The sequence below is a fragment of the Pedobacter frigiditerrae genome (assembly GCF_032678705.1).
In the GTDB taxonomy this organism is placed as follows: domain Bacteria; phylum Bacteroidota; class Bacteroidia; order Sphingobacteriales; family Sphingobacteriaceae; genus Pedobacter; species Pedobacter frigiditerrae_A.
In genome coordinates, this window is sequence record NZ_JAVTSS010000001.1 from 1515756 (window position 1) to 1537184 (window position 21429).

At 34.0% G+C, this 21429-nt stretch carries 22 protein-coding genes; 15 read left to right on the forward strand and 7 right to left on the reverse strand.

Annotated elements, in window-relative coordinates:
* Nucleotides 1–114: 114 nt before the first annotated feature.
* The 8 genes from R2Q59_RS06030 (at nt 115) to R2Q59_RS06065 (ending at nt 6307) form a co-directional block, all read left to right on the forward strand.
* The gene (locus tag R2Q59_RS06030) at nt 115–1017 is read left to right on the forward strand and encodes a histone deacetylase (RefSeq protein WP_316784409.1); all 903 of its coding nucleotides are present in this window, start codon (nt 115–117) and stop codon (nt 1015–1017) included.
* 2 nt (nt 1018–1019) lie between these two features.
* Nucleotides 1020–1556 carry a hypothetical protein gene (locus R2Q59_RS06035; protein ID WP_316784411.1) on the forward strand — a complete coding sequence of 179 codons (537 nt, stop codon included), beginning with the start codon at nt 1020–1022 and terminating at the stop codon, nt 1554–1556.
* Between the two features lie 87 nt (nt 1557–1643).
* Nucleotides 1644–2054 (forward strand): hypothetical protein, encoded by a 411-nt coding sequence (locus R2Q59_RS06040; RefSeq protein ID WP_316784413.1) that lies wholly within the window; start codon nt 1644–1646, stop codon nt 2052–2054.
* A 461-nt stretch (nt 2055–2515) separates the two neighbouring features.
* Nucleotides 2516–3199, forward strand: a complete 684-nt coding sequence (locus R2Q59_RS06045) for a pseudouridine synthase (protein ID WP_316785468.1) — start codon at nt 2516–2518, stop codon at nt 3197–3199.
* A 37-nt stretch (nt 3200–3236) separates the two neighbouring features.
* Nucleotides 3237–3986, forward strand: a complete 750-nt coding sequence (locus tag R2Q59_RS06050) for a hypothetical protein (protein ID WP_316784415.1) — start codon at nt 3237–3239, stop codon at nt 3984–3986.
* 21 nt (nt 3987–4007) lie between these two features.
* Entirely contained in the window at nt 4008–4964 is a 957-nt protein-coding gene (locus tag R2Q59_RS06055) for a hypothetical protein (RefSeq protein WP_316784417.1), read from the forward strand.
* Nucleotides 4965–6074: a DNA polymerase IV gene (gene dinB, locus R2Q59_RS06060; protein ID WP_316766910.1), complete on the forward strand. Its 1110-nt coding sequence runs from the start codon at nt 4965–4967 to the stop codon at nt 6072–6074.
* Between the two features lie 74 nt (nt 6075–6148).
* On the forward strand, nt 6149–6307 hold the full coding sequence (locus tag R2Q59_RS06065; protein WP_316766912.1) for a hypothetical protein: 159 nt from the start codon (nt 6149–6151) through the stop codon (nt 6305–6307).
* Between the two features lie 8 nt (nt 6308–6315).
* On the opposite strand, the gene R2Q59_RS06070 is transcribed toward R2Q59_RS06065, so the two are convergent.
* The 5 genes from R2Q59_RS06070 to R2Q59_RS06090 all read right to left on the reverse strand — a co-directional run bounded on the left by R2Q59_RS06070 (nt 6316) and on the right by R2Q59_RS06090 (nt 9975).
* A complete protein-coding gene (locus tag R2Q59_RS06070) occupies nt 6316–6933 on the reverse strand; it encodes an RNA polymerase sigma factor (RefSeq protein WP_316784419.1) in 618 nt (205 codons plus the stop codon).
* An 80-nt stretch (nt 6934–7013) separates the two neighbouring features.
* Entirely contained in the window at nt 7014–7379 is a 366-nt protein-coding gene (locus R2Q59_RS06075; RefSeq protein WP_316766916.1) for a response regulator, read from the reverse strand.
* A gap of 60 nt (nt 7380–7439) precedes the next feature.
* Nucleotides 7440–8795: an MATE family efflux transporter gene (locus R2Q59_RS06080; protein ID WP_316784421.1), complete on the reverse strand. Its 1356-nt coding sequence runs from the start codon at nt 8793–8795 to the stop codon at nt 7440–7442.
* Nucleotides 8796–8845: 50 nt separating this feature from the next.
* The gene (locus R2Q59_RS06085; RefSeq protein ID WP_316784423.1) at nt 8846–9478 is read right to left on the reverse strand and encodes an ATP-binding protein; all 633 of its coding nucleotides are present in this window, start codon (nt 9476–9478) and stop codon (nt 8846–8848) included.
* An 11-nt stretch (nt 9479–9489) separates the two neighbouring features.
* Nucleotides 9490–9975: a DUF4442 domain-containing protein gene (locus tag R2Q59_RS06090; protein ID WP_316766924.1), complete on the reverse strand. Its 486-nt coding sequence runs from the start codon at nt 9973–9975 to the stop codon at nt 9490–9492.
* Between the two features lie 88 nt (nt 9976–10063).
* Between R2Q59_RS06090 and R2Q59_RS06095 the strand changes: the two genes are divergently transcribed.
* Nucleotides 10064–10375 (forward strand): phosphoribosylpyrophosphate synthetase, encoded by a 312-nt coding sequence (locus tag R2Q59_RS06095; RefSeq protein ID WP_131553863.1) that lies wholly within the window; start codon nt 10064–10066, stop codon nt 10373–10375.
* Between the two features lie 101 nt (nt 10376–10476).
* Here R2Q59_RS06095 and R2Q59_RS06100 read toward each other — a convergent pair whose 3' ends face one another.
* Both R2Q59_RS06100 and R2Q59_RS06105 read right to left on the reverse strand, forming a co-directional pair.
* A complete protein-coding gene (locus R2Q59_RS06100) occupies nt 10477–11160 on the reverse strand; it encodes a response regulator transcription factor (RefSeq protein WP_316784425.1) in 684 nt (227 codons plus the stop codon).
* Complete coding sequence (locus R2Q59_RS06105; protein ID WP_316784427.1) at nt 11153–12622, reverse strand: HAMP domain-containing sensor histidine kinase; 1470 nt, start codon at nt 12620–12622, stop codon at nt 11153–11155. The genes R2Q59_RS06100 and R2Q59_RS06105 overlap by 8 nt, the downstream gene beginning before the upstream one ends.
* 122 nt (nt 12623–12744) lie before the next feature.
* On the opposite strand from R2Q59_RS06105, the gene R2Q59_RS06110 reads away from it, so the two are divergent.
* The 6 genes from R2Q59_RS06110 (at nt 12745) to dnaE (ending at nt 21242) form a co-directional block, all read left to right on the forward strand.
* Entirely contained in the window at nt 12745–13371 is a 627-nt protein-coding gene (locus R2Q59_RS06110) for a hypothetical protein (RefSeq protein WP_316784429.1), read from the forward strand.
* 106 nt (nt 13372–13477) lie between these two features.
* Nucleotides 13478–14068 (forward strand): fasciclin domain-containing protein, encoded by a 591-nt coding sequence (locus R2Q59_RS06115; protein WP_316784431.1) that lies wholly within the window; start codon nt 13478–13480, stop codon nt 14066–14068.
* A gap of 111 nt (nt 14069–14179) precedes the next feature.
* Nucleotides 14180–15400: an MFS transporter gene (locus R2Q59_RS06120; protein ID WP_316784434.1), complete on the forward strand. Its 1221-nt coding sequence runs from the start codon at nt 14180–14182 to the stop codon at nt 15398–15400.
* A 145-nt stretch (nt 15401–15545) separates the two neighbouring features.
* The gene (gene hemF / locus R2Q59_RS06125) at nt 15546–16439 is read left to right on the forward strand and encodes an oxygen-dependent coproporphyrinogen oxidase (protein WP_316784436.1); all 894 of its coding nucleotides are present in this window, start codon (nt 15546–15548) and stop codon (nt 16437–16439) included.
* A gap of 485 nt (nt 16440–16924) precedes the next feature.
* Nucleotides 16925–18112: a DNA polymerase IV gene (gene dinB / locus R2Q59_RS06130; protein WP_316766941.1), complete on the forward strand. Its 1188-nt coding sequence runs from the start codon at nt 16925–16927 to the stop codon at nt 18110–18112.
* Nucleotides 18113–18212: 100 nt separating this feature from the next.
* Nucleotides 18213–21242: a DNA polymerase III subunit alpha gene (gene dnaE / locus R2Q59_RS06135; protein WP_316784438.1), complete on the forward strand. Its 3030-nt coding sequence runs from the start codon at nt 18213–18215 to the stop codon at nt 21240–21242.
* The last annotated feature ends 187 nt before the right edge of the window (nt 21243–21429 follow it).

Consider the following 21429-nt stretch of genomic DNA (forward strand, 5'->3'; position numbering starts at 1 on the left):
ATTGCTGAATTGTTGGGAAACCGTGAATAACAGTTTTGCGATTGTCTTGTCCAGTAATTGTCAACAACAATAGAACAATCTAGCAATGCAACAATCTAAACCACATTACAATAGATGTTAAAAATAGCCTATCATCCCCTTTATGCACATCCTTTGCCAGAAGGTCATCGTTTTCCGATGCTTAAATATGAGTTGATACCAGAGCAGCTATTACACGAAGGGACAATTACAAAGGATAACTTATTTGCTCCTGAACCTTTGGATGAGGAAAATATCATCACAACTCATGGCAAAGCCTATTGGTTACAGCTTAAAAATTTAACCTTATCAGCTAAGGACCAAAGAAGAATAGGCTTTCCTTTAAGTGCTCAATTGGTAGAAAGAGAAATTAGAATTGCCCAAGGAACAATTGATGGTGCTAGGTATGCTCAGCAGTTTGGTGTTGCTTTTAATGTTGCCGGTGGAACGCATCATGCTGGTAGTAATTGGGGAGAAGGATTTTGTTTATTAAACGATCAAGCTATTGCTGCTAACTATTTATTAAATAATGATTTAGCTAATCATATCTTAATTATAGATTTAGATGTACATCAGGGAAATGGAACAGCAGAAATCTTTCGAAATGAACCAAGGGTTTTTACTTTTTCTATGCATGGCGATAAAAATTTTCCTTTCAGAAAAGAGCAATCTGATTTAGATATCCCATTAGAAGATGGAACCGATGATGAAACCTTTTTGAATAAATTAAGTGATGCATTAACAGTGGTTTTTGCGAAACACAAACCAGATTTTGTTTTTTATTTAGCAGGAGTTGATGTTTTAGAAAGCGATAAATTAGGTAAATTGTCTTTAACAAAAAATGCATGTAAACAACGTGATTTAATGGTTTTTGAGGCTTGCTTTAAACATCAAGTGCCAGTTCAGGTGAGTATGGGAGGTGGTTATTCTGCAGATATTAAAGTAATTGTTGATGCGCATTGTAATACTTTTAGGTTAGCCGCAGATTTGTATATTTAGTTATGAAAAATTATTTACTCTTCTTAATGCTTCTATTAGCAGCTTGCAATAACAATACTTCAGTTAGCGAACCGAAAAAAATTGAAGAAGACACCTTGGGCGATAGAACAGATATCCCTCCAGTTGTAAAAGAACAAGTTTATAACTTGGATTCTGTTAGACAAAAAATTTTAAAGGATAATTTGAAGTCTAATCATTCTGATAAAATTGTTCATAGTTTCTCATTAGAAGGGGACTACAGTGCTGAAGGAAACGATGGGAAAGCTTTTTACATAGATAATCAGATTAAAAAAATAGCCATTACATTTTATGGCGAAAGTGGAAAGTCTGGTTACACTTATATTTTTGAGAATGATAAAATTATGGTAGAAGAGAAAAGACATGAATATGATGTTCCGCTTTCAGGCAATATTATTTCAACCCAAGTTGCTTCTTATCAAATCGATTACAATGGAAAAATCCTTGAGAACGATAATAAGGAAATTGATTTAGATACTTATTTTATCCTTAAAAAATCAATACCATTTACATTAAAGTAATCTCTATCCGTGGTCTGTGGCACACAGCACATGATTTAGGATTTGTATAGTTAATTGTGAAAAGTACCGTTTTAAATTTTATTAATAATGAAATATAAAATACAGCCTATCATTATAATCTTGGGTGTTCTTTCATTGGGTTTTGGCAGCTTTAAAATGTTGCAAACAGAAACAATGATACTTCCTTCTTGGTTTTTGGTCTTAATCTATTTGCCTTGTACGCTTTTAATATCCTTAATATTAGGTTATTTGGCAAAGAAAATGTTAAACTCAAAATGGTGGACTATAACATTTACATCCATTTTTGTAATAATATTTTGCTCTATTTTTTATTTAAGTGAATATAGGCCTAATAAAATTATTACTATTCCACAAAGCTACGTAGGGGAAGTAAGGCTATTTGTTTCCAATGAAGAAGAAAATGATTTTTTTATTAATAAATATGGTATTGGTTACATAAATAAAAAAACCTTTGACCAAGGTTTTATCCAAAAATAATTAAGGGGAATGTTAACATAACGAAACAAGTTAAAGAATATGCTAAAGGTGCATTAGCCACAATGCCAGAAGATATTTATTCATATCAATATTTGAGTTTTTATATCCCGTTCAACGGAGGTGTTTTAGTGGATAACGATATTATGAAACTAATAAAAATCAAAGCAATAGATACTACTCGTTTATATAGAAAATAACGAGTAGTGTATTAGATGTTAGTTAGGTAAAGCTACTTGCTTGCGTGAGGGATAGTAGTGAAAATCCTTTTTATGGAAGGAGGTTGATGTGGCATAAAAAGATTGCAGCGAATGAGCCCGACCCTTGCGTAGCTTGGGGCACGCCCAAATAATTTAAGTTTTTCATTAAAGATTTCTTCAAGTAATTAAATCGATGTATAGATGCTTCGCGTTGCTTTACACGACAAAATCTTTCAGAATGACAATATTGTTTATCTTCGCCAAATGTTAGAAATCGTTTACCAAGACGAGCATTTAATTGCTATCAATAAACCTCACGGATTGCTTGTTCATCGTTCTAAGATGGCTAATGATGCCACGGAATTTGCCTTACAAATGCTAAGAGACCAAATCGGTCGACACGTTAGTCCAGTACATCGCTTAGATAGAAAAACTAGTGGTATTTTGCTTTTCGCATTTGAGAAAGAGGTAGAAATAGCCATGCATAAACAGTTTCAAGAGAGTTTGGTGGAAAAGAAATACCTGGCAATTTTGCGTGGGTATGCGCCAGATGAATTAGGTATCGATTATCCCTTGGCAAAGGAAAATGGAAATATGCAAGACGCCTTTACATATTTCAAAACATTGCAAAGGGCAGAAATAGATATAGCTTTTGGAAAACACCAAACCTCTAGGTACTCATTAGTAGAGGCTACACCAAAAACTGGCCGTATGCACCAATTGAGGAGGCATTTTGCTCATATCTTCCATCCCATCATTGGAGATAGAAAACATGGCTGCAATAAACAAAATAGGTTTTTCATGGAGCAATTTGAAATGACAACCATGTTGCTTCATGCGTCAGAATTATCATTTATTCATCCAGTTACACAACAAAAAATAAGCATTAACTCAACTATTCATGAAGAATTTAAAAGAGTAATGGAGCTAATGAAATTCAGTAAATAGATAATAATTTACGGCAAAAGCTGTTATTATTTTATCTATGACTAATAACTTACGTTTTGCACCAATATTTTTGGTGATATTTTTATCTGGCTGCTCTTCAATTTATATTCCAAGTGTACCTAATACGCCAATGCTAACTACGCAGGGCGAAATTGCTGCTGGTGCGCACATGTCCCTTAAAGGAAATTTCAATTTTAATTCGGCCTATGCCTTAAGCAACCATTTCGCAATTTTAGCAAATGGGGCATTTTTACAGAATGAAAAGGATAAAAAAGACATAAAACATAAAATGATAGAGTTTGGTGGAGGTTATTTCAAAACATTCGGACCTAATAAGAACAGGATTTTGGAAATTTATGCAGGTTTAGGAAGTGGGAAAAGCGAAAGGACATTTAGAGAACTTGATGATAACAAGAATATTATCAGTACAGATTTTCAAGAGGCAGGTTATGATAAAAAGTTTATCCAAGTAAATTATAGTTCCAAAAGGAGGAGGAACTTAAAGCTTTTTGGTGCAAAATTTGGTTTAAACTACGGTACCGCATTGCGGATGAGTTTCATCAACACCAACAATTTTTATAGAAATAATGTATTGCAGCCCAATGAGGATAATATTTTCTTAGAACCTGTTTTTTATACAAGAATGATTTTAAGTGATGAAGTGCAACTGCAATATACAAGCGGAAGTAACTTTGGCTTAAAAAGCAGAAAGTTTTTAAATGCTGGCAATTCTGTTTTTAGCGTGGGTGCTGTTATAAATTTAGGTAGGACACCTAAAAAACAATAAGAGATTATTGTAAATTTGGGTATGAAGTGGTCGCTATTAATCATTTACTTACTCATCTTTAATGTTGAAACAAAAGCTCAATCATCCTTTGCTGCAAAATTCCATTCCTTAAAAAAAATTGAAATTGATAGCGGAGTGGTTTTATCTATAGACGAGCCAGCAGTTTTCACGCTTTCAGAACCTACTAAAATTATCATTTATGCTTTGCCAAATGGAAATACGACCGAGCAAACTTTTGGTAAAAGACTAGCGCAGGGCGATGATTGGCATTTTGATATTCAGCATATTGGTGCACAAACCGAATTTATTAGGAATGCCGACCAAAACACAAACTACATAGTTGTTTATGCAGAAAACTACTTAAAGAGTTGGCCAGCTTGGAGAAGAAAATATACAAATAGCGATACGCAAATAGGAGAAATTGTTTCTAGCTTGTTACAACGATATAAAAATTTTAATCCTCAAATTATATTAAGCGGGCACAGTGGTGGTGGAAGCTTCATTTTTGGGTATATCAATTCTCAAGCTCAAATACCTGCTTATATTGAACGTATTGGCTTTTTAGATGCAACTTATGGTTATGAAACAGAAAAGCATCCAGCAAAGCTTAAAACCTGGTTAAAAGCTAAAAACAAATCATTACAAGTTATTGCTTACAATGATAGTGTGGTGGTTTACAACGGTAAGCCTTTAGTATCACCAACCGGTGGAACTTGGTTTAGGAGCAAATTAATTGCAAAAAATTTACAGGCTGATTTTAAGTTAAAGTCGTTTGACTTGGCTGATAGATTAACGTGGTTTGATAAAAGACATTCAATAGATTTTAAATTAATTAAGAATCCAGAGGGGAAAATTTATCACACTGTGTTAGTAGAAAAGAATGGTTTTGTAGATTTGATTTTTGATGGCACAGATCTCCAAGATAAGGGCTATAAGTTTTGGGAAGATAGAGCTTACACTAAATTCATTTTGCAGTAAATGGAAAATGAAAGTAAAAGCATCGTTCGTAAAATTATCCACATAGATATGGATGCCTTTTACGCTTCGGTAGAGCAAAGGGATTTTCCAGAATATAGAGGAAAGCCATTAGTTGTTGGGGGTTCGCCAGAAGGGAGAGGTGGCGTTGTGGCCACTGCGAGTTATGAAGCTCGTAAATTCGGAATTAAATCTGCAATGACATCTAAAAAAGCACAACAACTTTGTCCGTATGCAATTTTTGTGCGACCTCGATTTGATGCCTATAAAGACGTCTCTAGAAAGATTAGGGAAATATTTAGTCGTTATACAGATTTAATAGAACCACTTTCCTTGGATGAAGCTTACTTAGATGTTAGTGAAGATAAGTTAGGCATTGGTTCTGCCATCACCATTGCGGAGCAGATTAAACAAGCCATAAAAGACGAATTAAACCTAACAGCATCTGCTGGAGTTTCTATAAACAAATTTGCAGCTAAGATTGCATCAGACATGAACAAGCCAGATGGATTGACTTTTATTGGTCCTTCGAAAATGGAAAAATTCATGGAGAAGTTGCCGGTTGAAAAGTTTTTTGGTGTTGGAAAAGTAACTGCCGAAAAAATGAAAAGACAAGGTTTACATACTGGTCTAGACCTGAAAAAACAGACCGAGGCAAGGCTAATCCAGCTTTTCGGCAAAACGGGTAAGTTCTTTTATAACATTGTTAGAGGGATAGATAACCGCCAAGTTCAGCCACATCAAGAAATTAAATCCATTAGTGCAGAAGATACCTTTTCTTATGATTTAGGCAGGGGAGAAGAGTTAGATGATTGGATTGAAGTTATCTCAAAATCTGCTTTTAGGAGGCTGCAGAATTATAAAATATATGGAAGAACAATTACCTTGAAGGTTAAATTCGGCGATTTTAAGCAGATTACCAGAAGTTTATCTTTTCCAACTCCCATCAATGAGTTAGATCAAGTTATTGACACAGCAAAACAATTATTAAACAATGTTGATTTAGGAGAAAAGAAAATAAGGCTTTTGGGTGTAGGCTTTTCAAATTTCGGCGAAGTTAAAATTAGAGAAAGATACGATGGGCATCAGCAAGTGCTATTCCCTAATGATTAAGATTTAACACAGAGTTAAAATTAAAGAAACATAATGATGTTATTTTTAGTTATTAGATTATAAATCTTAATACCATGAAGATCAATATCGTAGTTATTGCTATAGTTGTGATTGCAATTTTGGCATTTTTTCTTTTCGTGATTAAGCGAAACAAAAAAGATCAAAAGGAATTGGAAAATGAGTTAAATAGTAAAGAACTTAACCCAGAGAAACATACTGAAGATAAAATCTGATTAAGCAATCAGAGATTTAAGTTGGTATTTGTTTCATTAAAATACTGCCTTAAGGCTAATATCGATTGTCTGAGTTTTGTTTTTACAGTGCCCAAAGGGATATATAGCTCTTTGGCAACTTCAGATTGGGTGTAACCCTCAAAATAGAACAATCGAACAACCTCCATCTGATCCTGTTTAAGTTTTAATATAATGTGTTTTAAACCAATATTATCAGGGTTAAATAAGACATGTGTTTGTTGGTCCAATACAGTCAGTGATTCATCTATGTCATCAGTAATTGTTGCTTTTGAGTAGTGTTTGCTCCTAACTTGGTCAATCGCTTTATTTTTAGCCAAATTAGCCATCCATGTAAATAATCTACCTTTAGAGGCATCATATTGTCCAATCGATTTCCATATTTTTAAGAAAGTATCTTGAAGTACATCTTCGGCAATCTCATCAAACTTTACAATTCTAGATATAATGCCCATTAATGAGCCTGCATACATTCTATAAAGACTTTCTATGGATTTTGTGTCGCCATTTTTTAAGCCAGCCACTAAAATTTCTTCTGCAGATGGGGCTGTACTAATATGTAGTTCCTTATGGATTAATTTATTAAAAGGTAGTACTAAAGCAATCATCCTTATTGTTTATTAGGCTATAAACAACAATGATTACCTATTGTTCAGTGTATTCCTGAATGCTATGTGAATTTAAAATGTTAAGAAACACTTTTCAACTGTTCGCTTATAATCTCAACTAAACCGTCAATATCAAATGGTTTTGGAATAACTTCATCAGCACACACTTCTTTAACTTTTTTTATGTGTGGATGCGTAGATAGTACGATAACTGGTATATGACTAGTACCTTCGGCTTCTTTTATCTGTCGGCAAAGTTCAGTTCCTTGTACGGTAGGCTGAACAATGTCTAATAAAATAGCGTCTGGCTGAAATTTCACAATATGATCAAAGATTTTCTTCTCATTAGAAAATAAATCTACCTCATATCCTGCATCATTTAAAACAAATGATATCAATTCTAAAATATCAGGATTGCTCTCAACAACCAAAATTCTCTTTTTCATAAAAAATATAAAGGTTAAATATAATATTAAAATAAATGCCAATAAATAGTATTGGCTTAATTATTTTATTAAAGACCTTGTTTTGAATTGAAACCTTAAAAACAATAAAACAGAGGCGGTTAATAAACCAAAAGTTAATCCGTACCATATTCCTTTTACACCAAAATCTAAATGAAAGCCTAAAAAATAGCCAAAGGGAATACCAATAATCCAATAAGAAAGAAAGGTAATAAATGTAGGAATATTTACATCTCCAATACCTCGCAAAATACCTAAACCAACCACTTGAGTTCCATCAAATAATTGAAAAAAGCCAGCGATAATTAGTAATTGAGCTGCAATGCCGATTACTTCTAAATCTTTAGTATAAATATATGGCAGGAGCGTATTAGCCAGAACAAATAATACAGCTGTAAAAGACATGAAAGCAATAACAACATGGTAACTCGCTATAGCAGAACGACGTAGGTCTGTAAAGCTTTTTTGGCCCAAATAATTCCCAGTTTTAATAGTAGCTGAGGAAGCTACACCACTAGCTATCATATAGGTAAAAGCTGCTAAGTTAATTGCAATTTGGTGAGCTGCTTGTGGCGCAGTGCCAATTGTTCCAATAATAATAGCCGCACCACTAAATGCACTGATTTCGAAAATGTATTGCATGGCTACAGGAGCACCAATTCTTATGATTTGGGTACTTCTAATTTTATCAATTGCGTAAATTTTAAACTCCTTTAAGAAAATCTTAAAGTTTCTTGACCTTAGAACATACATCGCCATTACTAGCGCCATTAAAGACCTATCAATTAATGTACTTATTCCAACTCCTTTAACGCCCATGGCCTCAAAGCCGAACATTCCCCTAACCAAAATTACTCCAATAATAATGTTGATGATGTTACCAAAAATAGAAATCAGCATTGCTTGTAAAGTAAAACCTAAACCTTCAGCAAACTGCTTAAAGGTTTGAAAAATCATTAATGGAACTATAGAAAAAGATAAGTAACCAAGGTATGGTTTTGCGTAAAAAACAACATCTGGAGATTGGCCAATATTATCTATTAAAGCTAACGTGCCAAAATGGATAAGTACATAAAGAAACAGACCAGTTATTATGTTTATGATTAAGCTATTTGATAATAATCTGCCACATTCGTTATTGTCTTGCCTGCCATTGGCTTGTGCAATTAAAGGAGTTAGGCCATAAGAAATACCCAAGCCTACAACTAAAACCAACATAAATAAACTATTAACCAAAGAAACAGCTGCCAATTGTGTTGTTCCTGCAAATTGACCAACAATAATACTGTCGGCCATGTGCACAGCCATGTGTCCAATTTGAGAGCCAACAATTGGTAGGGCAAGAATTAAATTTTCTTTATAGTAAGATTTATATTTGGTAAATAGCGATTGTTGCATACACTACAAAGGTGCTGTTTTAATCCCGCAAAGCGGAAAATAAAAACTGATTATTTTACATCTGCAGCAGTAAAATACTCTTCCTTTTCTGAAAGGTGCGGTAAAAGAACTCCTGTTAAAATCAATCCGACAATAATCTTTTGAGCCTTTTTATGAGCACTTTTAATCAATTTGCTATATTCTTTTAAAGTGATTCTGCCATGTTCTCCGAGGTAGGTTAACAATTTCTTTTCGTATTCGGTATACAATATAAGTTGACCATTATCGTTATTACCTTCCTTTAGTACATCAACAATTATTTTACTAGCTAGCACACTTTTATCCTTAACTCGAAAGTAAACCCACCATTTCTTGTTCTCATCTAAGGCATAATGTGGTTTCAAATCGCTTTTAGGGATATCAACTACCAAAACAATTTTATCATCTACATAAACTTCTTCAAATTTTGGTTCTATTGCAGGTTTACAAAAGACATGAGCAGCTTTTGTAATCATGTATCTTTCTTCATCTTCTGATTTAACACCTTTTATTGCGCCATCATCAGCCACGCCAATTAAAAGTTTACCACCCCGATTATTAGCAAAGGCCACTAAGGTTTTTGCTATTTTTTCAGTATTGCTAATGGTCTTTTTAAAATCTAAGCTTACGTTTTCGCCTTCTAAAATTAGTCTCTTGATATTCATGGCTCAGCATTTTAAATAGCAACTTTCTGTTTCTCTCCAGGGAATTTTGTGCGCAAGTAAATTTCGTTCATCACCGTAGCACATAATTCGCCTTCTTTATTAAATAATTCCATTGGGTAAGCCATTACAAATTTTCCTTTTTCGGTTAAGGCATCTTCAGCCTCAATTATCATTTCATCAGTAATTTTTAAAGTAAAATGGAGATCTGTTAAACCAGGCTTAAGATATTGGATAGATGCACTCTTTAACCAAACACGAACTTTGAACCCTCTACGTTGCATTAATTGATCAAACAAAATAGCATAAAATGGATCTGTGGCAGCGTAAATAGAGCCTCCAAAAATAGAGCCATTATAGTTTCTGTTTAAAAAGCTATTGCTGATTTTTACATCTACGCCCAAAAAGCCAGGATGAAACCTTTTAACCCAAATGCGTTGAAATAATAGTGGTGGATAAAAACACATCGCCCACTTAAGGGTTCTTTCTGAAACTATCATGATGCTTAAATATCAGAATTAGAATTGGAGTTTAAAAGTTTTACAAAGTAGATTTATGCACAATAAAGTAAAATTAGTAAATTGCTGTATGCATATATACGATACACTAACTGCTGCAGTAGCCGATCTAGAAAAAAGAGGTTACGAATACGATTTTAATTTAGCTCAAGATTGTATTGAGTGTAAATCTTTAGACCTTCAACTCATGCCCGAAGAATTTGAGATAGATGAATTTTATCGTTTTGAAGGAATGACAGACCCTGGAGATAGTTCAGTTATTTACGCCATTTCATCGCCAGTGGGCAACTTAAAAGGAGTTATAATTGATGCTTATGGTGCTTATGCTGATAATATCTCTGCGGAATTATTGGATAAGTTAAAAATGCATCATGATAGTTGATTTGGCATTCAAACTTGTACCGATTTCATATCGGTAGTGAAGCGAAGAATCTAATGAGTTAATTCACTATTACAGATTCTTCAAAGTAGGATGAAAACGAATTAACAAATCAATTTATAACCAATTCCTCTAGCGTTTAAAATTTCTACTTCACTATCTTTTTTAAGATGTTTCCGCAACCGCGTGATAAAAACATCCATTGTTCTCGTATTGAAAAAACTATCATCACCCCAAAGGGTAATTAATGCCGTTTTTCTATATGTTAAAGTATTTTTGTTTTTATATAATAGTAATAATAATCCTGCTTCACGATTTGATAATTTAATTATATCATCGCCTATACATAATTCTTGTTTGTGGTAGCTGAAATTATATTTGCCAATACTTATTTCGGATAGATTTATTGGGGTTTGCTTTTGATTTCTTTTTAATAATTCATCAACTCGAAGAAATAGTTCTTCAAGGCTAAATGGTTTTTTTAAGTAATCGTTACCTCCACTTTTGTATCCTTCAATTAAATCGGCAGTTTCTGTTTTCGCGGTAAGAAATAATATAGGGGTGTTGTCATCGTTTTTTCTAATCTGTTTAGCTAAAGTAAATCCATCCGTATACGGTAGCATAACATCTAGAATTAAAAGATCAAATTTGTTGTTCAGGAAGAGGTTATAGCCTTTTTTACCATCAGCTGCATAACTAACAGTATATCCTTTTTGCTTGAGGCTGTCCTCAACTACCTTTGCTAAGAAAGGCTCATCTTCAACAAGAAGTAGCTTTGCGTTACCCATTAATTGGCAGATTAATTGAAAATATACTTCCAAATGGTTTGTTGTCAGCTATAATAATTGAGCCTTTGTGCCTAGATATTACCTTTTTAACATAGCTCAAACCCAAGCCATATCCTTTTATATCATGAACATTTCCTGTAGGAATACGATAAAATTGTTCAAATATTTTTTGTTTAAATTCATCAGCGATGCCAGGGCCATTATCTATTATGCTTAGGTTAATTCCTTTTTTACTTTTTACTATTTTAAATTCAATTGTAGGGTTGGCTGTTGAATTATATTTAATTGCATTTTCTAAAATGTTAGTAATAGAACGTGATAAATGCACTGTGTTTCCCTTGATAAATAAGCTCTCTTCTGTAGACTTATGTTCTAACTGGATATTTTCTGGTAATACTGTAGCTTTTATTACATTTAGGATTAGCTTATTTAAATCAATATCTTCATTCATTGTAAACTCTACATTTTCTAGTTTCGCACTAGCCAAAATCTCTTCAGAAAGTAGATTTAATTTTTTGGTTTGATATAGGATAATATCAAGGTACTTTTCCTTAGTTTCTTTATCAAGATTAAATCTTTGCAAAGCCTCAGTTGTAATTTGAATTGAGGATAAGGGTGTATGAATTTCGTGCGTCATGTTACTTATAAACTCATTCTTTATGGCAACCAATTTATGCTGATTTAGCAACGTTTTAATGGTGTAATAAAAACATAAAAGTGTAATTGTAATAAGTAGGAGTGAAGAAATCATTAACCATTTCATTTCTCTTAAATAATAGCTATTTGGATTTTCTAAACTTGCCCAAATTGTTGTATTAACATATGGTCTTCTAAATGCAGTATTTGCCTTATGTGTAACGAACTGATTCTTTTGCTCTGCACTATTTGTATTAAGTTTAAACGAAGTTGATATTTGTCTTTTAGCTAGTTCCTCTGTATAAATTTTATTGAAATTGCTTCGATTAATTTTACTGCTTTTAAATGCATTTTCAATCCTATGCCCTAAACCTTGAGTATAATAGTGTACCGTGGATTGATTAAGGTCATTTTTTACAATTTCTCCAAAATGATTTATAAATGCTGTTTTCGCTTTTGGAGTAATTTTCCCTACTTTATCTTTAAAATCACTTATACCTAAAGTGATTTTATCGGCTTTTTCGTCTGCATAATAAGGAATAACATCTTCCATTGTAAATGCAGTACTGTGATCTTTATTAAGCGTGTCGCAAGTAATCCTTACAATGGTAGAATCGGCTAACCATTTTTTTACTATTAATACTAGAGCAGCTCTTCTTTGAGCCATTTCTCTATCTACAGCTATATCAAGTGCATTATTGGCATCCTTTTTAAAGTTTGCAACAACAGTTTGATAGTTTTTATAATTCCAATAGAGCTGTAGACCCGTAATGCCAATTACGCAGCAGCTCATTAAAACCAATATCACAACTATTTTTTTCTGCATCGGTACAAACATAAGTCTCAGAAATCAAAAACAGAACTGAGTTAACACTAATTAACTGAACCTTAACTGAGGTTAACGATAATAGATGTTTTTTCAGCTCATTTTTGAAAAAAAAACAAATTATGAAAAAGCATTTAATTTTAAATTTACTGGTTTCAGTAATGATGGTTGCTCCATCTTATGGGCAACAAAAAAAGGAGGATTTAAAAATGATTTCCGTTTATGGCTCAGAGAATAAAGAGTTACTCGACCTCTTTAGATTTGAGAACATTGATTGCTACAAAATAAATTTTAATGGCAAAGAATTAAAAAGTAAGACATACACCATTACGGTTAAAGAGATTTGGAATGGAAAAATTAAATCAGAAAGTACTGTCTTTAATAGTAAGGAAATGGTTGGGATTGGAATGGATAAGGTAAATGATACAACTTTAAACATAAAAGTCCTGTCGAAATCAACGTCAAAAAATAAACTTAAAATATCATTTCAGTTTTCGAGGTTTTCTACAACAAAAGAATATGAAGCTATTGAAAGTAATGAATATAGTTTAAGGAATTTAGCAGAAGAAAGTAAACTTGAAATAGGATATAATGAGTCATTTCATTTTTTAGCTTACATTTTACCTTATAAAAGAGCAGATGGATCAAAGTCTTGGTGTGAAGTAGGAAGTAATGGAAAGGACATAGAAAATTGGGGTAAAAAATTTGGTATTAAACACTATTTGCTTTTTGAAATGAAGTTTGAATAATGTTTCTAAAATTAGAAAGCTGAGCTTAACTAATTTTTTCCATTTCAAGAAAACCTTTTTCTCATTTACATCGTATATACAGAAAACAAACAATTGTAAACAAATTATGAAAAAGGTATTTTTATGCTCAGCTATAGGCGTAGTGTGTTTAGCTTTAATCTCATCTTGTAATTTGTCTAAGGCAGATTCTGTACCAGAAAATTTAGTTAAAGAATCAGATAAAGCAGTTAGTGATGTAGCAGTTGCTGAAACTAGTGTTGAAGTAGGAGGAACAATGATGGTTCCCTCTAAGAACATTTTTGACAATATATCCAATTCCAAAGATCACACAACGTTCATAGCTGCGGTTAAACAAGCTGGATTAGTAGAGATTTTAAGTAGCGACGATTTGTTCACTGTATTTGCACCAACAAACCAAGCTTTTTCGACTATAAATAAAGCCACATTAGATAGTTTAATGAAGTCAGAGGCTAAAGCAGACTTAACCAAAGTGTTAACATATCACATTGTTTTAGGAACATTAAAAGCGGGGGATTTGAAAGATGGCCAGGAATTAATTACTGTACAGGGAGGTAAATTAAAGGTATCTGTTAAGAATGGTAAAGTGATGGTAAACAATGCTAATATATCCATTGCCGATGTTGTTTCTAGTAATGGAGTTACACACGTTATTGATGGTGTTTTAATGCCGAAATAAAATATATGTTTAAATAGTTGATTAATTTTAGAAGCCAATTCACATTGTGGGTTGGCTTTTTTGTTTCTATCTATTTTTTTGTAGTTTAAAGCCTTCAAACTTTAACCTCATATGAACCCATCTAATAAGCGCAACGTAACCCTCATCATTATTGTAGCTGCATTAGGCTATTTTGTAGATATTTATGATTTAATACTTTTTTCTGTAGTTAGAGTTGCTAGCTTAAAAAGTTTGGGTGTTTCTGCAGATGATATGCTGAGTGTTGGGGCCAGTATCATCAATAGTCAAATGTTTGGGATGTTAGTTGGAGGAATTCTTTGGGGCATTTTAGGAGATAAGAAAGGGAGGCTGAGCGTCTTGTTCGGTTCTATTATCGTTTATTCCTTAGCAAATATTGCCAATGGATTTGTTACTACGGTTCCTGCATACATTGTTATCCGCTTTATTGCAGGTGTAGGTTTGGCAGGGGAGCTAGGGGCAGGAATAACACTTGTAACCGAAAGTATGAGTAAAGAAAACAGGGGTTACGGAACGATGATTGTTGCCGGCGTTGGTTTATTCGGTGCGGTTGCAGCAGCCTTAATTGGTGGTCATTATGCTTGGCAAACTAGCTATTTTATAGGTGGCGGAATGGGATTGTTATTATTGTTTTTACGTGTTGGTTTAGCTGAGTCTGGATTATTTAAGGAAGCTAAAGAAGCCAATATACAACGTGGTAACATGTGGATGTTGTTTAATAATGGAAGTAGGTTTAAGAAATATTTATGCTGTATTTTAATCGGTTTGCCACTTTGGTTTGTGGTAGGCGTATTAATTACGTTTTCACCAGAGTTTGGTAAAGCTTTAGGTGCAACAGGGGTTATAAATGCGGGTAAAGGAATCATGTATTGTTACATAGGTATTGCTGTGGGCGATGTGGTTGCAGGATTTTTATGTCAAATGCTAAAATCACGCAAAAAGGTAATGCTAATTTTCTTATTGCTTACCGCCGTTGCAATTGTAGTTTATTTATATTCAACTGGCTTAACGCCAGATACCTTTATATGGTTAAGTTTGTTCTTAGGTTTCGCATCGGGTTATTGGGCAACATTTGTAACAATCGCTTCAGAACAATTTGGAACCAATTTAAGAGCAACCGTTACTACCACTGTTCCTAATTTTGTTCGTGGCTCTGTTGTGGCGGTAACACTTTCATTCCAGTTTTTAAAAGGTCAGTACGGTATTTTACAAGGCGCAATGATAGTTGGTTTTGTGTGTCTAGTTATCGCCTTAATAGCCTTAAGCCAACTTAAAGAAACTTTTAACAAAGACTTAGATTACGTAGAAGTTTAGCGGTTCAGTAGTTCATTGGTTCATTTGTCTCAAATCTCATATCTCAATACTCATATCTATTATTATGTCAAAAAAACGTAATTCTAATTATTAGTTAATCATAAGCATTTCATTAGCCTTACCTTTGATATATAATTTATAGACGATGTTTAGGGACGAAGTAGCGTTAGCATATCAAGAAATACAGGATAGCATTTGTGAGGGATTGGTTCAGGCAGATGGAAAGGCAAAATTCCAAGAAGAGCTTTGGGAACGTGATGGTGGGGGTGGCGGCCGAACTCGTGTCATGCAAAATGGAAATGTGATAGAGAAGGGCGGCGTTAATTTTTCTGCTGTTCATGGTAAACTTCCTGAAGCTGTAAAAAAGGCATTTAAAGTAGATAGCGATGATTTTTTTGCAACTGGTGTTTCTATTGTCATGCATCCAGAAAATCCTTTCGTACCCATTATTCACATGAACATTCGCTATTTCGAAATGGACGAGCAAACTCGTTGGTTTGGTGGTGGTATCGATTTAACGCCACATTATGTAATCCCCACTGATGCCCGCTTTTTTCATCATCGTTTAAAGCAAACCTGCGATAGTTTTGACACTTCTTTTTATCCGAAATTTAAGGCAACTGCCGATGATTATTTCTTCATTAAACATCGTGAAGAGACAAGAGGAGTGGGTGGTATCTTTTACGACCGTCTAAAACCAGAAACCGCAAATCTAGATTTTAGTCGGATTTTAGAGTTTTCTAAAGCTGTTGGCAATACATTTTTGCCAGTTTATACAGAGCTAATAGACCGTAACCGCGACCAAGAATATACCGAAGCGCATAAAGAGTGGCAGTATTTGCGTCGCAGTCGTTATGCAGAGTTTAATCTAGTTTATGATGCCGGTACCAAGTTCGGTTTAGAAACTAATGGCCGTATAGAAAGTATTTTAATGAGTTTGCCGCCAACTGCAAAATGGAATTACAATCCGCAGGTTTTACCAGAAAGCGAAGAAGAAAAGACATTAAATTTCCTTAAAAAAGGAATTGATTGGGTTTAATGTCTTTGTCATTCAGAGCGCAGCGAAGAATCTTATTTGAAAAACAACGTCAGTAATTCTTGGCGATTGCAGTCCCGCTATTTGTTGCCGCCATAGAAAAAATGGCATTCACGTCTATCGGGTTTAGTTAACAAAGCTTCTGGTTCTTAGGATTAGATAGTTCCTGCAATATTCAATCATATTTTTCCTTCTTCCGTTGGTTTAAACCAACGGCAATGAAATTTACAAATCTCTTAAACTAGGCAACTGCTGTTTCTTGTACAGTTTTTGTTTCCTAAACCTGATGGAAGTGAACACGTAGGAGTAACCCTTGCGGTTACCCGAAGTAAAACGTACAGCAGGACTAACATTGCTATCCTCTTCTGTTTCTGCTTTTCAAATTCTTCTAATTTTATCAAACCAAACTTACTAACATTTTTAGTTTAAAATCTTGATAAATAATTTCTAATTACTAAAATAATTAGTATTATATTTGTTTAGTAATTATGGAATTCGCCGATAAACATATCATACACATGGACCAAGATGCTTTTTTTGTTTCTGTAGAAATAAAGAAAAATAGCAGTTTGGCTGGACACCCCGTTATTATTGGTGGCATGTCTGATAGGGGCGTGGTGGCATCTTGTAGTTATGAAGCTCGTAAGTTTGGTGTGCATTCGGCAATGCCAAGTAGGATGGCTCGTCAGCTTTGCCCACACGCTATTTTTGTTAAAGGCAGCATGGACGAGTACAGTAAGTATTCGCATCAAATTACGGAGCTTTTACAAGAGAAAGTACCTTTGTTAGAAAAGGCCAGCATTGATGAGCATTATATAGACATGACCGGAATGGATAAGTTTTTTGGTTGTATGAAGTTTGCCCACGAACTGCGCCAATCGGTAATGGACCAAATTGGTTTGCCAATTTCCTTTGGATTGTCTGTTAATAAAACGGTATCTAAAATGGCAACCAACGAGTGTAAACCAGATGGGGAATTGCAAGTTGAAAAGTTAGCTGTACAATCATTTTTAAATCCGCTTTCCATTAAAAAGATACCAGGCTTAGGCGATTCTACTTTTTTGAAGCTCAGCGAAATGGGAGTTAGGAAAATTCATACATTAACTCAAATTCCGCAAGATTTAATGTTTAAGATATTAGGTCAGAATGGCTTAAGCCTATGGCAAAAGGCAAACGGAATAGATAATTCGCCTGTTGTGCCTTACAGAGAACAAAAATCCATAGGTAAACAAACTACGTTTGATAGCGATAGCATGGACATAGCGGGTATGAAAATCATTTTAATGGATATGATTACCAAGTTGGCTTTTGAGCTTCGGCAAAAACAGAAGTTAACCGCTTGTATTACGGTAACCATTCGTTACGCCAATTTTGAAACGGTTACACATCAGGCAAAAATTCCTTATACCTCATTAGATACCACGCTAATAGCTAAGGCAAAAGAACTCTTTGATAAACTTTACACTAAAAGAATGTTGTTGAGGTTGGTTGGTGTAAAATTATCTCATCTGGTAAGCGGAAATGAGCAAATTGGTTTATATGGACCTTCTGAAAAAATCTATAACCTATACCAAAGTATGGATAGAATGCGCTCTCGTTATGGTGTAGATACGATTAAGCTGGCAACGGTTTTGCCTAGTAAAGGAGAAACTAAAAAATTATACAGACGACATTAGGTTGAGAGTCAATGGCTTAATAGTTAATAGTCAAGATGTTTAGCCTTGCATTGCGATTAGCCTATAGGCCATTAACGATCAGCTATTAACTTATTCAAAAATGTTCCTCAACGTCCATTCTCAATACAGCCTTCGATACGGTACAATTGACATTAAAGAGTTAATTGCTGAAGCTAGACGAAAGAATGTACATCAAATGGTGTTAACGGATATCAACAATTCTACGGGTTGTATGGAGTTTATTCGGCTTTGCCGAAAAGAAGGATTGGATGAGAAAGATGAAGATGGAAATATCATTAAACAAGCCTATCGCATTAAGCCAATTATCGGAATAGAATTTAGACGAGATAACCAACTTTTATACATCGGCATTGCCAAAAATAAGGAAGGAATGAAAGAGTTAAATGATTTTTTAACTCATCATAACTTGAATCAACTGCCTTTACCCAATGAACCTTTTGAGTTTAAAAATGCATTTGTGCTTTATCCTTATGGCAGTAAAACTGATTTAAAAGAAAACGAATACTTAGGAGTTAGAGCTAATGAACTTAATAAAATTGCAGGTAAATCATTAGCGAATATTAAAGAGAAGTTGGTTGTTTTTCATCCAGTAACAGTTAAAAATAAACTTGAGCATAGGTTACATAAATACTTAAGAGCTATTGGTTTAAGTACGGTTTTTGGAAAGTTAATGGAAAACGATTTCTGCCAAGAAGATGAAATGTTAATTACTGAGAATGAGCTGAAACAAAAATTTGAAAACTACGAGTTCATTTTAGAAAACACTCAGAGGCTTTTGGATAGTTGCTGTATGGATGATTATACATTCGGTCGTAAAAATAAAAAAAGCTTTACGGGAAACATAAAAGACGATTTATCATTGTTAACCAAATTAGCAATGGAGGGAGCGACTTATCGATATGGGAAAAATAATAAGGAAGCAATAGCTAGAGTTAAAAAAGAGCTAAAAGTAATTGCCGAGCTTGATTTTTGTGCTTATTTTTTAATTACTTGGGATGTTGTTTCTTATGCAATGAAAAGAGGATATTACCATGTAGGTAGGGGTTCTGGCGCAAACAGTATAGTAGCTTATTGTCTTAAAATAACTGATGTTGACCCAATTGCTTTAGACCTTTACTTTGAACGATTTTTAAATCATAAAAGAACTTCTCCACCAGATTTTGATATAGATTTTAGTTGGGATGAAAGGGAAGATGTACAAGATTATATTTTTAAAAGGTATCAAAGTGAACACACAGCACTTCTAGGTACGATGAGTACTTTTAAAGATAGGGCAATAATTAGAGAGATTGGCAAAGTGATGGGTTTACCAAAGAGTGAGATTGATAATTTTACAGACCCTTCGCAAGGCCATATCCATCGCCACAATCCAACGTTTAACAAAATTTTAGCTATTAATGCAATGATGCAAAATATGCCAAATCAGCGCTCCATACATGCTGGTGGTATATTAATTAGCGAAGAACCTTTAACTTATTATACGGCTTTAGACTTGCCACCTAAAGGAATGCCAACCGTGCAATGGGATATGTATGAGGCGGAATTAATAGGATTAGATAAATATGATATTTTAAGTCAGCGTGGTATTGGGCACATTAGAGAAGCCGTTCAGTTGGTTTTAAAGAATAAAAAGGAACGTGTGGATATTCATGATTTTAAATCCTTTAGATACGACCCAAATTTAAATGCACAGTTAAGAGCTGGTACGCCAATTGGCTGTTTTTACATAGAATCTCCAGCCATGAGGCAATTGCTCAAAAAATTGGAGTGCGAAGATTACCTGACTTTGGTAGCTGCAAGTTCTATCATTAGACCTGGGGTTGCCAGTTCAGGGATGATGAAAATGTACATTCAGAGTTACCATAAGCCACAAGAAGTAACTTACTTACACCCAGTAATGAAAGAACAATTACAAGAAACTTTTGGGGTAATGGTTTACCAAGAAGATGTAATTAAAATTTGTCACCATTATGCAGGTTTAGATATGGCAGACGCTGATATTCTTAGGCGTGGAATGAGCGGTAAATATAGAGCCAAAATAGAATTTGATAAGCTGGTTCAACGTTTTTTCGATAAGGCAAAAGAGCTAGGAAGAGATGAAACTGTTACAAAAGAGGTATGGCGACAGGTTTCAAGTTTTGCAGGTTATAGTTTTTCTAAAGCACATTCAGCTAGTTTCGCCGTGGAAAGCTACCAAAGCCTTTATCTTAAAACTTATCATCCGATGGAGTTCATGGTGGCTGTTTTAAACAACTACGGAGGATTTTATCAGCGCTGGGTATATGTGCATGCCTTGCAACAAACAGGTGCAAAAGTTAATTTACCTTGTGTAAACCATAGCGATGCTGTTGTTAATATCAAAGGTGATGAAGTTTATTTGGGTTTGATTGGTATCCAAGGGTTGGAAAGTAAACTAATTGAAATTATCCCGCAGGAACGGAAACAAAATGGTAATTATATCGATTTAGAAGATTTAATTAAACGAGCCCATCTAACTTTAGAACAGTCACTTATATTAATTAGAATTGGTGCTTTGCGTTTTACAGGCAAAAGCAAAAAAGAATTATTATGGGAAGTTCATAACTACTTAGGAAATAAGACCAAAATAGTTGCAGACAGAGAATTATTTCACCTGCCCAGTAAGGAATATGTTTTACCAAATTTAGATAATCATTTAATTGAAGATGCTTATCAGGAACTAGAATTACTGGGATTTCCCGTTACTTTGAATATGTTCGATTTACTCAAAACAGATTACCGCGGTGATATTTTAGCTAAAAATTTAGAGGAACATGAAGGTAAAACTGTAAAAATGTTAGGCAACTTTGTATGTGACAAAACTGTTCACACCATTAAAAACACCAAAATGTGGTTCGGTACCTTTATAGATATTGAAGGAAATTTCTTTGATACCACACATTTTCCAAATAGTTCTCCCATTTATCCTTTTAGAGGTAAAGGATGCTATTTGATTCTCGGCAAAGTTGTGCTAGATTTTGGAGTGCCTAGTATCGAAGTGATTAAGTTTGCAAAATTACCAATTATGAATAACCCCGTATTGGTAACGGATAGTAAGCCGCTGAAACAGAAATTTAAAGCCACAGATTAGCAGATTTGAAGAAAATTACATATATAATCTGTTAATCTGTGGCTAACAATTCAATGTATTTTACATTAAAATTCACCTCAAAAAAACATTATCCCCAAGGGCAAAACTTTTCCACATTAAGGTGCATATTGAGCGTTATTTTGTTAAATTCGCAAGGTTATAGTAAAACCTAATTTAAATTCGTTTT